Source organism: Streptomyces sp. NPDC004126 (assembly GCF_050275515.1).
Classification (GTDB): domain Bacteria; phylum Actinomycetota; class Actinomycetes; order Streptomycetales; family Streptomycetaceae; genus Streptomyces.
In genome coordinates this window covers 71,926-84,035 of sequence record NZ_JBNNPF010000013.1, presented here as the reverse complement: position 1 = coordinate 84,035, position 12,110 = coordinate 71,926, and the positions used below count along the sequence as shown (strand labels likewise).

The following is a 12,110-nucleotide window of genomic DNA, read 5'->3' as shown; positions in this document are numbered from 1 at the left end:
GGAGCAGCAGCATGATCCCCGGCGAGATCGTCCACGGGGACGGCCCGGTGCGCCTCAACGAAGGCCGCCCCGTCACCCGCCTCACCGTCCTCAACGCCGCCGACCGGCCCGTACAGGTCGGCTCCCACTACCACTTCGCCGAGGCCAACCCCGGCCTCGACTTCGACCGGCGGGCCGCGCACGGGCAGCGCCTGAACATCGCCGCCGGCACCGCCGTCCGCTTCGAACCGGGCATCCCCGTCGCCGTGGAACTCGTACCGATCGGCGGACTGCGCACCGTTCCCGGACTGCGCGGCGAGACCGGAGGGCCGCTCGATGGCTGAACTCTCCCGCCGGGCCTACACCGACCTTTTCGGGCCGACCACCGGTGACCGGATCCGGCTCGCCGACACCGCCCTTTTCGTCGAGATCGAACGGGACCTCAGCGGCGGACCCGGCAACTCCGGCGACGAGGCCGTCTTCGGCGGCGGCAAGGTCATCCGCGAGTCCATGGGGCAGGCCCGCACCACGCGCGCCGAGGGCGCCCCCGACACGGTCATCACCGGCGTGGTCGTCCTCGACCACTGGGGCGTCGTCAAGGCCGACATCGGCATCGCGGACGGCCGCATCTGCGGCATCGGCAAGGCCGGCAACCCCGACACCATGGACGGCGTCGACCCCGCACTCGTCATCGGCCCCGAGACCGAGATCATCGCGGGCAACGGGAAGATCCTCACCGCCGGCGCCATCGACGCCCACGTGCACTTCATCTCCCCGACGGTCGTCGACGAGGCCCTCGCCTCCGGCATCACCACCCTCGTCGGCGGCGGCACCGGCCCCGCCGAGGGCTCCAAGGCCACCACCGTCACCCCCGGCCCCTGGCACCTGGCCCGGATGTTCGCGGCCCTGGAGGCCTACCCCGTCAACATCGGCCTGCTCGGCAAGGGCAACACCATGTCCCGCGAGGGCATGCTCTCCCAGCTGCGCGGCGGAGCACTCGGCTTCAAGATCCACGAGGACTGGGGCGCCACCCCCGCCGCCATCGACGCCTGCCTGGCCGTCGCCGACGAGACCGGCGCCCAGGTCGCCATCCACACCGACACCCTCAACGAGGCCGGCTTCGTCGCCGACACCCTCGCGGCCATCGCCGGGCGGACCATCCACTCGTACCACACCGAGGGCGCGGGCGGCGGCCACGCACCCGACATCATCACCGTGGTCTCCGAGCCCAACGTCCTGCCCAGCTCCACCAACCCCACCCGCCCGCACACCCTCAACACGGTCGAGGAACACCTCGACATGCTGATGGTCTGCCACCACCTCAACCCGGCCGTCCCCGAGGACCTCGCCTTCGCCGAGTCCCGGATCCGGCCCTCCACCATCGCCGCCGAGGACGTACTCCACGACCTCGGGGCCATCTCCATCATCTCCTCCGACTCCCAGGCCATGGGCCGCGTCGGAGAGGTCGTGCTGCGCACCTGGCAGACCGCCCACGTGATGAAGCAGCGCCGCGGCTTCCTGCCCGGCGACGGCCCCGCCGACAACCACCGCGCCCGCCGCTACGTCGCCAAGTACACGATCAACCCCGCCGTGGCCCAGGGCCTCGCCAGGGAGATCGGCTCCGTCGAGGTCGGCAAGCTCGCCGACCTGGTGCTGTGGACCCCCGCCTTCTTCGGCGTCAAGCCCGAGCTCGTCGTCAAGGGCGGCCAGATCGCGTACGCGCAGATGGGCGACGCCAACGCCTCCATCCCCACCCCGCAGCCGGTCCTGCCCCGGCCCATGTACGGCGGCATCGGACGCGCGCCCGCCCTCAACTCCTTCAACTTCACCTCGCAGGCCGCCCTCGACGACGGCCTCCCCGAACGCCTCGGCCTCGGCAAGAGGTTCACCGCCATCGAGAACACCCGAAAGCTCGGCAAGTCCGACATGCGCAACAACGACGCCATGCCCAGGGTCCAGGTCGACCCCGACACCTTCACCGTCACCATCGACGGCGAGGCGGTGGAGCCGGCTCCGGCGGCCGAACTGCCCATGGCACAGAGATACTTCCTCTTCTGATGGGCTCCCGACTCCTGATGGGCTCCCGACTGCTGACGGGCTCCCGCCGATGAGCCTCGCCGCGCTGCTCGTGCTCGCGGACGGCCGATTCCCCGCCGGAGGGCACGCCCACTCCGGCGGGGCGGAAGCCGCCTGCAAGGCCGGCCGCATCCACGACGCCGCCACCCTGGAGCAGTTCTGCCGGGGCCGGCTGCACACCGCCGGGCTCACCGCCGCCGGGCTGGCCGCGGCCGCCGCCCTCGGCCTCGACCCGGCCCTGCTCGACGCCGCCGCCGACGCCCGCACCCCCTCGCCCGCGCTGCGCGCCGCCGCGCGGCGGCTCGGCCGGCAGCTGCTGCGGGCCGCCCGCGCCACCTGGCCCGCCGCCGAACTCGACGCGCTGGCCGCCGCCTTCCCGCGCGGGGCCCACCAGCCCGTGGTGCTCGGCCTCGCCGCCCGGGCCGCCGGGCTCGGGGCCCCGGACGCCGCGCACGTGGCGGCGTACGAGAGCGTCAGCGGGCCGGCCACGGCGACGGTACGGCTGCTGGGCCTCGACCCCTTCGAGGCGAGCGCCGTCCTCGCCCGCCTCACCCCCGACCTGGACGCCGTGGCCGCCCGGGCGGCCGAGGCCGCCCTGCTCGCCCGCACCGAGGGCGCGGACGTCCTGCCCGCGGCCTCCTCACCGCTGCTGGAGATCGCGGCGGAGGCACATGCCGACTGGGCGGTACGCCTCTTCGCCTCCTGAGCGCGAGCGCCCCCACCCCCTCACCCCTGGAGACCTGCCGTGCACCTCGACCACGACGTGACCTACCCCCACCGCCACACCCACGGCGCCGCCCCGCTGCGCGCCGACGGCACCCGCCGCGCCCTGCGCGTGGGCCTCGGCGGACCCGTCGGCTCCGGCAAGACCGCCACCGTCGCCGCCCTCTGCCGCGCCCTGCGCGCCGAACTGTCCATGGCCGTCGTCACCAACGACATCTACACCCGCGAGGACGCCGAGTTCCTGCTCCGCGAGGCCGTCCTGCCCCCCGAGCGGATCAGCGCCGTCGAGACCGGAGCCTGCCCCCACACCGCCATCCGCGACGACATCTCCGCCAACCTGGAAGCCGTGGAGGAACTGGAGGAGGCCTTCCAGGGCAGCGCCCCCCTCGATCTGATCCTCGTCGAGTCCGGCGGCGACAACCTGACCGCCACCTTCTCCCGGGGCCTGGTCGACGCCCAGATCTTCGTCATCGACGTGGCCGGCGGCGACGACATCCCCCGCAAGGGCGGCCCCGGCGTCACCACCTCCGACCTCCTCGTCGTCAACAAGACCGACCTCGCCCCCCACGTCGGCTCCGACCTGGAACGCATGGCCCGCGACGCCGCCGCCCAGCGCGGCGGCCTGCCCGTCGCCTTCCAGTCCCTGCGCGGCCCCGAAGGCGTCGCCCCGGTGGCCGACTGGGTGCGCGGCCGGATCGCCGCCTGGACCGTACGGTGACCAGCGCGCCCCCCGCCGCCCCCCACCCGGCCTCCCTCCGCGCCACCGCCCGCATCCGCGCCGCCGCCGACGGGCGCGGCGGCACCGCCCTGCCCCTGCTGGCCGGGGAGGGGCCGCTCGCCCTGCGCCGCACCCGCAGCGAGGACGCCGAGGCGGGAGTGATGCTGGTCGGCGCGATGAGCGCCCCCCTCGGCGGCGACCACCTCGCGGTGGAGGCCGAGGCGGGACCCGGCGCCCGCCTCGCCCTGCGGTCGGCGGCCGCCACCCTGGCCCTGCCCGGCCGGACCGGCGAGAGCGCGCGGTACGACGTGCGGATCGCGGTCGCCGACGGGGCGGAAGTGCGCTGGCTGCCGGAGCCGCTCGTCTCCGTGCGCGGCAGCGACCTGCGCGCCACCACCCGCGCCGAACTGGCCCCCACCGCCCGCCTCCTGCTGCGCGAGGAACAGGTGCTGGGACGCAGCGCCGAGCCCCCCGGCCTGCTGCGCAGCCGGCTCACCGTCACCCGGGCCGGCCGGCCCCTGCTGGACCAGGAGCTGTCGTGCGGTCCCGGGGCACCGGGCGGCTGGGACGGCCCGGCCGTCACGGCGGGCCACCGCGCCCTCGGCCAGCTCCTGGTGGTCGACCCGCGCTTCGAGCAGGACCCGCCCCGGGCCGCCGTCCTGGGGGAGTTCGCGGCGGCCACCCCGCTGGCCGGACCCGCCGTGCTCGTCACCGCCCTCGCGCCGGACGCGCTGCGGCTGCGCGAACTGCTCGACGGGGCGCTGCGCATGTACGGGTGGTGACGGGGGGACAGAATCGGGGCCAATGGGACACCGCTCAGCGGTACACACCTTTCCGGTTATCGGGTTGGCAAAGAACTGGACCGTGCTCTGTTGCCGGGTACCGGTCAGACGAAAGGATCCCCCTGTCCCAAACCTGCCGCTCCGGGCGGCACATGACCAGGGGGATCAACCACGTGATACGCAACGCGACGCTGGGGAGCGCCGCCACTCTCATCACCGGTGCGCTGGCCGCGGGCCTGCTGCTCGCGCCGCCGGCCTCGGCGGCTCCGGCCGGCCGGGACAGCGGCGGTGCCGAGGCGATCGGCGTCCAGATCGCCGCCGCGCGCGCCGCGCGCGCCGGCGTCGACTGGAAGGACTGTCCTGCCGACTGGGGCTTCGAGAAGCCGATCCAGTGCGGCTGGGTCAAGGTCCCGCTCGACTACACCAAGCCCTTCGGCAAGACCATCGAGCTCGCCGTCGACCGTGCCGTCAGCACGGGCACCAAGGAGGAGCGCCAGGGCGCCCTCGTCTACAACCCGGGCGGCCCGGGCGGTTCCGGCATGCGCTTCCCGCGCCGGGTCACCACCAAGAGCCCGCTGTGGGTCAACACCTCCAAGGCGTACGACTTCGTGGGCTTCGACCCCCGCGGCGTCGGCCACTCCGCGCCGATCTCCTGCATCGACCCGCAGGAGTTCGTGAAGGCCCCCAAGGCCGACCCGGTCCCGTCCAGCGAGGCCGACAAGCGCGCCCAGCGCAAGCTCGCCGCCGAGTACGCGGACGGCTGCAAGGAGCGCAGCGGCGAGATGCTGCCGCACATGACCACGCCGAACACCGCGCGCGACCTGGACGTCATCCGGGCCGCCCTCGGTGAGCAGAAGCTGAACTACCTCGGCGTCTCCTACGGCACCTACCTGGGCGGGGTCTACGCGACCCTCTTCCCGACCCACGTGCGCCGCATGATCGTCGACAGCGTCGTCAACCCGGCCACGGACAACATCTGGTACCAGGCCAACCTGGAGCAGGACGTCGCCTTCCAGATGCGCTGGAACGACTGGCAGGACTGGGTCGCCAAGAACGACGCCGTCTTCCACCTCGGCGACACCCGCGCCAAGGTCGAGGCCAAGTACCAGGAGCTGCGCGGCAAGGCCAAGGCCAACCCGCTCGGCGGCGTCGTCGGCCCGGCCGAGCTGATCGGCTTCTTCCAGGGCGCCCCGTACTACGACTCCTCGTGGGTCCCGGTCGCGCAGGCGTTCAGCGCCTGGGCCGCCGGTGACGAGAAGCCGCTGATCGAGGCCATCGCCCCGGACATGTCCGACACCAAGGGCAACGCCGCTTCCGAGAACAGCAACGCCGTGTACACCGCGGTGGAGTGCGCCGACGCCAAGTGGCCCACCAGCTGGGCCAAGTGGGACCGGGACAACTCCGAGCTGCACAAGAAGTACCCGTTCCTGACCTGGTCGAACGCGTGGATGAACCTGCCCTGCGCGACCTGGAAGTCCAAGCAGAGCACCCCGATCGAGGTCGGCGCCAAGCGCGGCATCGCCCCGGTCCTGATCGTCCAGTCCGAGCGTGACGCGGCCACCCCGTACGCGGGCGCCGTCGAGCTGCACCGCCGCCTGGCGGGCTCGCGCCTGATCACCGAGCAGAACGCCGGCTCGCACGGCGTCACCAGCCTGGTGAACCCCTGCATCAACACCCGCGTGGACGCCTACCTGCTCACCGGCAAGGTCGACGCCCAGGACGTGAAGTGCGGCCCGCACGCCACCCCGGTGCCCCCGGCCCCGGCCGCGGCGAAGTCCCTCGCGGAGGCCCCGGCCGCCGCGCTGCCGCAGAACGAGGAGCTCCCGGCGGTCGTCCGCTAGGACCCGGACCCGGCAGCACCCCGTAAGAAGAGCGGGAGAAGGCTCAGCGCGAGGAGCGCCGGGCCTTCTTCCGCTTCTCCTCCTCCTCGGCCTTGACCTCGGCCGCGTACCGGTCCACGTACTCCTGGCCGGAGAGGCCCAGGACCGCGTACATGATCTCGTCCGTCACGGCGCGCAGCACGGCCCGCTCGCCCTCCATGCCCGCGTACCGGGAGAACTCCAGCGGGGCCCCGAAGCGGATCGTGACCCGTCGGATCTTCGGGAGCTTCTGGCCGGGCGGCTGGATCTCGAAGGTCCCGACCATCGCGCACGGCACCACCGGCACCCCCGCGCCCAGGGCCATGGCCGCCACCCCGACCTTGCCCTTGTAGAGCCGCCCGTCGTGGGAGCGGGTGCCCTCCGGGTAGATCCCGAGCAGCTCGCCCCTGGACAGCACCGCGAGCCCCTCGCGCAGGGCCGCCTGCCCGGCGTCCTTGCCGGAGCGGTCCACCGGGATCTGCCCGGCGCTGCGGAAGAAGGCGGCGGTCAGCCGGCCCTTGAGGCCGGGCCCGGTGAAGTACTCGGCCTTGGCGAGGAAGGTGATCCGGCGCGTGAGGATCGCGGGCATCAGGAAGTGGTCCGAGAAGGACAGGTGGTTGCCCGCGACGATCGCGGCGCCCTCCGGGGGGATGTTCTCCAGCCCCTCGATCCGCGGCCGGAACAGCAGCCGCAGCAGCGGACCGAGCAGTACGTGCTTGAGCAAGTGGTAGAACACCAGGCCGCTCCCGTCGATGCCCCTATGTCACGGCCATCCTACGGACAGTCAACGCGGGGCCGGGAGGGTCAGGCGCTGCGCGAAGCGGCCAGCCCCATCGTGAGCAGCCCCAGCACCACCCAGCCGAACCACAGCCAGCCGTTGCTGCCGAGCGCCACCGAGTACGTGGAGACGGCCACCAGAGCGGCGAAGGTCGTGACGGCCATCGCCTTAACGGATCCGGTCATGCCCCATGGTGGCGCCTGATGCGGGCTGCGCGCTACTGGCCGCGCTGCTGGAGCGAGGCGAGATACGCGTTGTAGGCGGCGAGCTCCTTGTCGCCGTCCCGGTCGGCGGCCCGGTCCGAGCGCCGCGCCACCCGCTGCTCCGAGTGGTACCACTGGTAGACGAGGGCGATCAGCACCAGCACCGAGGGGATCTCGCTGAAGGCCCAGGCGATGCCGCCGCCCCACTGCTGGTCGAGCAGCGGGTCGATGTCCAGGGAGGCCGACGGGTTCGCGTACGTCTTGATCATCGGCTCGCTCGCCATCATCAGCGCGATGCCGAAGAAGGCGTGGAAGGGCATGCCCGCGAACAGCTCCAGCATCCGCATGACGTAGCCGGGGCGGTGCGGCCCCGGGTCCACGCCCATGATCGGCCAGAAGAAGATCAGGCCGACGGCGAGGAAGTGGACCATCATGCCGATGTGGCCCGCCCTGCTCCCCATCAGGAAGTCGAAGAGCGGGGTGAAGTACAGCGCGTAGAGGCTCGCGATGAACATCGGGATGGTGAAGGCCGGGTGGGTGATGATCCGCATGTACCGGCTGTGCAGCAGCATCAGGAGCAGCTCGCGCGGCCCCTTGTGCCCGCGCGCCGCCGGCGGCAGCGCCCGCAGGGCCAGCGTCACCGGCGCCCCGAGCAGCAGCAGGATCGGGGTGACCATGCTGATCACCATGTGCTGGACCATGTGCACGCTGAACATGACCATGCCGTAGTCGTTCAGCTTGGTGCACATCACCAGCATCACCGTCAGCACGCCGGTGACGAAGGCGACGGTCCGGCCCACCGGCCAGGAGTCCCCGCGCCCGCGCAGCCGCCACACGCCCCACCCGTACAGGGCGAGCCCCAGCAGCGAGCCGAACAGGAAGAAGGCGTCGAAGGAGAACTCCAGCCCGCGCCCGAGGGTGAACGGCGGCAGGTCCATGTCCATGTCCATGCCGTGCCCGCTGTGATCCATGCCTTCACTCCCTTGACTGTGGCGCCCCACCACAGTAGTGCCGCCCCCGGACGCGATCGCGTCCGGGGGCGGTCTCAGAAGGGGGGAAACATCACAGAACGGTCTGGGCCTCGTCGTAGCGGTCCGTCGGGACCGTCTTGAGGGTCGAGGTGGCCTCGGCGAGGGGGACCATCACGATGTCGGTGCCGCGCAGTGCCGTCAGCATGCCGAACTCGCCGCGGTGCGCCGCCTCCACCGCGTGCCAGCCGAAGCGGGTGGCCAGGACCCGGTCGTAGGCGGTGGGCGTGCCGCCGCGCTGGACGTGGCCCAGGATGACCGGGCGGGCCTCCTTGCCCAGGCGCCGTTCCAGTTCGACGGCCAGGATGTTGCCGATGCCGGCGAAGCGCTCGTGCCCGTACTGGTCCTTGCCGCCCGCCTGGTACTCCATCGTGCCGGGGAGGGGCTTGGCGCCCTCGGCGACCACGACGATCGCGAACCGCTTGCCCGCCGAGAAGCGCTCGCCGACGATCGCCGTCAGCTCCTCGATGTCGAAGGGGCGCTCCGGGACGACGATGGCGTGCGCGCCGGCCGCCATGCCCGAGTGCAGGGCGATCCAGCCGGTGTGGCGGCCCATGACCTCCACGACCATCACGCGCTGGTGGGACTCGGCGGTGGTCTTCAGCCGGTCCAGGGCGTCGGTGGCGACCCCGACGGCGGTGTCGAAGCCGAAGGTGACGTCCGTGGAGGAGATGTCGTTGTCGATGGTCTTCGGCACGCCCACGATCGGCAGGCCGCCCTGGGCGAGCAGGTTGGCCGCCTTCAGGGTGCCCTCGCCGCCGATCGGGATGATGGCGTCCAGGCCGAGGTCCGCCACGTGCCCGCGGGCCCGCTCCACGCCGTCGCGCAGGTGCGCGGGCTGGACCCGGGAGGAGCCGAGGATGGTGCCGCCGCGGGCCAGGATGCCGGCGACGGAGTCCAGGTCGAGCTTGCGGTAGTCGCACTCCAGGAGGCCGCGCCAGCCGTCGTGGAAGCCGATGACCTCGTCGCCGTGGTCGACGACGGCGCGGTGCACGACGGAGCGGATGACGGCGTTCAGGCCGGGGCAGTCGCCGCCGGAAGTGAGCACACCAATGCGCATGGCAGGAAGAACCTTTGCAACGTGGGCCGACGACCGGACCACGTCGTCCGGTTGGAACTACCCGTCACCCTACAAGCGGTTTCCCACTGGACTGAACCATCCTCCACAGGATGGTCGGAACAAACAGAAGATCGTACGAACGCACACCGACCGAACGCACACCAGCCCCACGCACACCGGCCCGGACCCCCGAGGGGATCCGGGCCGGAAGCCGTGCGGCAGGCGCGCGAGCGCCCCTACGCGGACTGCGTGGCCGCCGCCATGCGCTCCGCGCGCAGCGCGTCGTACCAGCGGTCGTCTATGGCCGGCAGCGCGTTCACGTCGAGGGCCAGCTTCAGCAGGTGGTCCGCGATGAGCGGGTTGCGCGCCATCACGGGGCCGTGCATGTACGTGCCGAAGACGGTGTCGTTGAACGCGCCCTCGGTGCCGTCGCCGGTGCCGTTGCCGCGGCCCATCGTCACCCGGGCGAACGGCCGCGCCGACGGGCCCAGGTGCGTGACGCCCTGGTGGTTCTCGAAGCCCGTCAGCTGCGGCAGGCCCAGGCGCGGGTCGATGTCGGCGATGACGTCGCCGACGCACCGCTCGCCCTCGCCGCGCACGGTCACCACGTCCAGCAGGCCCAGGCCCGGCTGGCGCTCGCCCATGTCGTTGACGAACTCGTTGCCGAGGATCTGGTACCCGGCGCAGACGGAGAAGACGATCGCCCCGTTCGAGACGGCGCGCTCCAGGCCGCCGTCGCGCAGCAGCCGCTCGGCGGCCAGCCGCTGCGGCCGGTCCTCACCGCCGCCGATCAGGTAGATGTCGCCCGAGGTCGGGATCGGCTGGTCGCTGCGCACGTCCACGCGCTGCACGTCCAGGCCGCGCTGGCGCGCCCGGCGCTCCACGACGAGGCAGTTGCCCTGGTCTCCGTACGTGCTGAGCAGGTCGGGGTAGACCCACACCAGACGCAGGCTGTTGTCGCTCATGCTCTTGTCCTTCGAAGGTCTGGGTACTAGTTGCCGACGCGGCGGCGCACGTCCTGGAAGGCCGTGTAGTTGGCGATGAGCTCGATCTGCCCGGGCGGCGCCAGCTGGACGGCCTCGTCGAGGGTCTCGCAGACGCGGAAGTCCAGGCCCGCGACCTCCAGGCGGACCGCGAGGTCGAGCTTGCGGTCGCCGATCACGAAGATCGGGTGCCCGGCGAGGCGCGGGTAGTCCACGTCCCACAGCCAGGAGGTGTCGGTGCCGTCGGCGCCGCGGGCGTTGACCGCGAGGACCACCGGCGCCGGGGGCCCGTCGATCAGCGAAAACGTTTCGAGCCAGCCCGCCGGGTTCTTCGCGAGCAGCAGGCGCAGGTCGCGGTTCATGAAGCTGACCACGTCGTAGCGGCCGGCCACGGCCTGCACCTGGTACATGCGCTCCAGCGCGACCTGCGGCGGCACGCCGAACACGGCGGCCACGGCGGCCGAGGTGGCGGCGTTGGCCTTGTTGGCGCGGCCGGGCAGCTGGAGGTGGATCGGCCAGGCGCTGCCGTGCGGGTCGAGCACGTGGTCGCCGGAGAGCACCCAGCTCGGGGCGGGGCGGCGGAAGCCGCACTCGCCGCAGAACCAGTCGTCGCCCGGGCGCTGCATGACGCCACCGCAGGAGGGGCACGACCAGGCGTCGTCCTTCCACTCCTGGCCGGCCGCGACCCAGACCACGTTCTGCGACGAGGACGCCGACCACACGATCAGGGGGTCGTCGCAGTTCGCGACCACGACGGCCTTGGAGCCCTGGAGGCCCTCGCGCCACTTCTCGGCGAGCATGCGGGTCTCGGCCGCGCGGTCCAGCTGGTCGCGGGAGAGGTTCAGCAGGGCGATCACCTTGGGGGTGACGTCCCGGGCCACCCCGGCCAGGTACTTCTCGTCCACCTCGATGACGCCGTACTTGGCGTCCGAGCCGCCGGCGAGCGCCGAGGTGATGCCGGCGGGCATGTTCGCGCCCAGCGCGTTGGACACGACCGGACCGCTGGCCCGCAGGGCCTCCGCGATCAGGCGGGTCGTCGTGGTCTTGCCGTTCGTCGCGGAGACGAGGACGACATCGAGATGCTGCGCCAGCGCGCCGAGAAGATCGGGGTCCAGCCTGAGTGCGACCTTGCCTCCGATCACCGATCCGCTTCCGCGTCCCGCGGCCCGCGACACCGCCGCCGCGGCCTTGCCCGCCGTCACGGCCAGCTTGGCCCGCGGCGAAAGCGGCTCCGTGTTGCCTGCCATCGTCCCTTGTCCTCCTAGCGTCGGTCGCCCCAGCCTATCCAGTACCGGCCGCGGCCTTGACCGCGGCGCCCCAGGTCGCCGCGGATCTACTCATATATTCGCCCGTCGTACCCTTACCGCCATGCGACAGCGTCCCCTCCCCGGTACCACCGGTTCCGTACGCCCGATGACCCTGCTGGGCGAACCGGTGCTGCACTCTCCCTGTGCCGAGGTCACCGACTTCGGGCCCGAACTCGACCGGCTCGTCGAGGACATGTTCGCCACGATGTACGCCGCCCAGGGCGTCGGGCTGGCCGCGAACCAGATCGGGACCGGGCTGCGGGTCTTCGTCTACGACTGCCCCGACGACGAGGACGTCCGCCATGTGGGACACGTCGTCAACCCCCGGCTGGTCGAGGCGGACGGGGACGAGTTCCGCGGCCCCGAGGGCTGCCTGTCGCTGCCCGGCCTGGAGGCGGGCACCGTCCGCTTCGACCGGGCGGTCGTCGAGGGGGTCACCACCGACGGGTCCCCGGTGCGCGTGGAGGGCACCGGGTTCTTCGCCCGGTGCCTCCAGCACGAGTGCGACCACCTCGACGGCACGGTCTACGCGGACCGGGTGACCGGCCTGCGCGCCCGCCGGCTGCGCCGGGCCATCGCCAAGGCGCCGTGGGGCGCCGCCCGCGCCTGAACGG

General features: G+C 72.6%; 13 protein-coding genes. 7 read left to right on the top strand and 6 right to left on the bottom strand.

All coding sequences use genetic code 11. The features are described from left to right. The first annotated feature begins 11 nt into the window (after positions 1-11). The 6 genes from ACQKM2_RS14995 to ACQKM2_RS14970 all read left to right on the top strand — a co-directional run bounded on the left by ACQKM2_RS14995 (position 12) and on the right by ACQKM2_RS14970 (position 6,119). Entirely contained in the window at positions 12-323 is a 312-nt protein-coding gene (locus ACQKM2_RS14995; protein ID WP_362463782.1) for an urease subunit beta, read from the top strand. Further along, positions 316-2,037 carry an urease subunit alpha gene (locus ACQKM2_RS14990; protein WP_427709779.1) on the top strand — a complete coding sequence of 574 codons (1,722 nt, stop codon included), beginning with the start codon at positions 316-318 and terminating at the stop codon, positions 2,035-2,037. Before ACQKM2_RS14995 ends, ACQKM2_RS14990 begins: the two co-directional genes overlap by 8 nt. A gap of 49 nt (positions 2,038-2,086) precedes the next feature. After that, on the top strand, positions 2,087-2,761 hold the full coding sequence (locus ACQKM2_RS14985) for an urease accessory protein UreF (protein WP_427709777.1): 675 nt from the start codon (positions 2,087-2,089) through the stop codon (positions 2,759-2,761). Positions 2,762-2,800: 39 nt separating this feature from the next. Then, positions 2,801-3,496 carry an urease accessory protein UreG gene (gene ureG / locus ACQKM2_RS14980; protein WP_427709775.1) on the top strand — a complete coding sequence of 232 codons (696 nt, stop codon included), beginning with the start codon at positions 2,801-2,803 and terminating at the stop codon, positions 3,494-3,496. Continuing rightward, on the top strand, positions 3,493-4,278 hold the full coding sequence (locus tag ACQKM2_RS14975) for an urease accessory protein UreD (RefSeq protein WP_427709773.1): 786 nt from the start codon (positions 3,493-3,495) through the stop codon (positions 4,276-4,278). Before ureG ends, ACQKM2_RS14975 begins: the two co-directional genes overlap by 4 nt. Before the next feature lie 173 nt (positions 4,279-4,451). Then, positions 4,452-6,119: an alpha/beta hydrolase gene (locus ACQKM2_RS14970; protein WP_427709771.1), complete on the top strand. Its 1,668-nt coding sequence runs from the start codon at positions 4,452-4,454 to the stop codon at positions 6,117-6,119. Between the two features lie 43 nt (positions 6,120-6,162). Here the strand turns inward: ACQKM2_RS14970 and ACQKM2_RS14965 are convergent, their stop codons facing one another. From ACQKM2_RS14965 to ACQKM2_RS14940, 6 genes are all read right to left on the bottom strand, one after another. Beyond that, on the bottom strand, positions 6,163-6,873 hold the full coding sequence (locus tag ACQKM2_RS14965; RefSeq protein WP_427709769.1) for a lysophospholipid acyltransferase family protein: 711 nt from the start codon (positions 6,871-6,873) through the stop codon (positions 6,163-6,165). A 68-nt stretch (positions 6,874-6,941) separates the two neighbouring features. Then, positions 6,942-7,100 carry a hypothetical protein gene (locus ACQKM2_RS14960; protein WP_185911042.1) on the bottom strand — a complete coding sequence of 53 codons (159 nt, stop codon included), beginning with the start codon at positions 7,098-7,100 and terminating at the stop codon, positions 6,942-6,944. A gap of 32 nt (positions 7,101-7,132) precedes the next feature. Continuing rightward, positions 7,133-8,089, bottom strand: a complete 957-nt coding sequence (locus tag ACQKM2_RS14955; RefSeq protein WP_427709767.1) for a cytochrome c oxidase assembly protein — start codon at positions 8,087-8,089, stop codon at positions 7,133-7,135. A gap of 91 nt (positions 8,090-8,180) precedes the next feature. Continuing rightward, on the bottom strand, positions 8,181-9,206 hold the full coding sequence (locus ACQKM2_RS14950; RefSeq protein ID WP_362463759.1) for a 6-phosphofructokinase: 1,026 nt from the start codon (positions 9,204-9,206) through the stop codon (positions 8,181-8,183). Positions 9,207-9,442: 236 nt separating this feature from the next. Next, complete coding sequence (locus ACQKM2_RS14945; RefSeq protein ID WP_427709765.1) at positions 9,443-10,171, bottom strand: type 1 glutamine amidotransferase; 729 nt, start codon at positions 10,169-10,171, stop codon at positions 9,443-9,445. A 26-nt stretch (positions 10,172-10,197) separates the two neighbouring features. Continuing rightward, the gene (locus ACQKM2_RS14940) at positions 10,198-11,436 is read right to left on the bottom strand and encodes a Mur ligase family protein (protein ID WP_007262776.1); all 1,239 of its coding nucleotides are present in this window, start codon (positions 11,434-11,436) and stop codon (positions 10,198-10,200) included. A 121-nt stretch (positions 11,437-11,557) separates the two neighbouring features. Here ACQKM2_RS14940 and def point away from each other — a divergent pair, with 121 nt between their 5' ends. After that, positions 11,558-12,106, top strand: coding sequence for a peptide deformylase (gene def, locus ACQKM2_RS14935; RefSeq protein WP_427709763.1), 549 nt, complete (start codon positions 11,558-11,560; stop codon positions 12,104-12,106). Positions 12,107-12,110: the final 4 nt, after the last annotated feature.

Coding starts and splice junctions, on each gene's coding strand:
- ACQKM2_RS14960 (WP_185911042.1), bottom strand. CDS start 7,100: ATGACCGGATCCGTTAAGGCGATGGCCGTCACGACCTTCGCCGCTCTG.
- ACQKM2_RS14990 (WP_427709779.1), top strand. CDS start 316: ATGGCTGAACTCTCCCGCCGGGCCTACACCGACCTTTTCGGGCCGACC.
- def (WP_427709763.1), top strand. CDS start 11,558: ATGCGACAGCGTCCCCTCCCCGGTACCACCGGTTCCGTACGCCCGATG.
- ACQKM2_RS14950 (WP_362463759.1), bottom strand. CDS start 9,206: ATGCGCATTGGTGTGCTCACTTCCGGCGGCGACTGCCCCGGCCTGAAC.
- ACQKM2_RS14995 (WP_362463782.1), top strand. CDS start 12: ATGATCCCCGGCGAGATCGTCCACGGGGACGGCCCGGTGCGCCTCAAC.
- ACQKM2_RS14945 (WP_427709765.1), bottom strand. CDS start 10,171: ATGAGCGACAACAGCCTGCGTCTGGTGTGGGTCTACCCCGACCTGCTC.
- ACQKM2_RS14985 (WP_427709777.1), top strand. CDS start 2,087: ATGAGCCTCGCCGCGCTGCTCGTGCTCGCGGACGGCCGATTCCCCGCC.
- ACQKM2_RS14955 (WP_427709767.1), bottom strand. CDS start 8,089: ATGGATCACAGCGGGCACGGCATGGACATGGACATGGACCTGCCGCCG.
- ACQKM2_RS14940 (WP_007262776.1), bottom strand. CDS start 11,436: ATGGCAGGCAACACGGAGCCGCTTTCGCCGCGGGCCAAGCTGGCCGTG.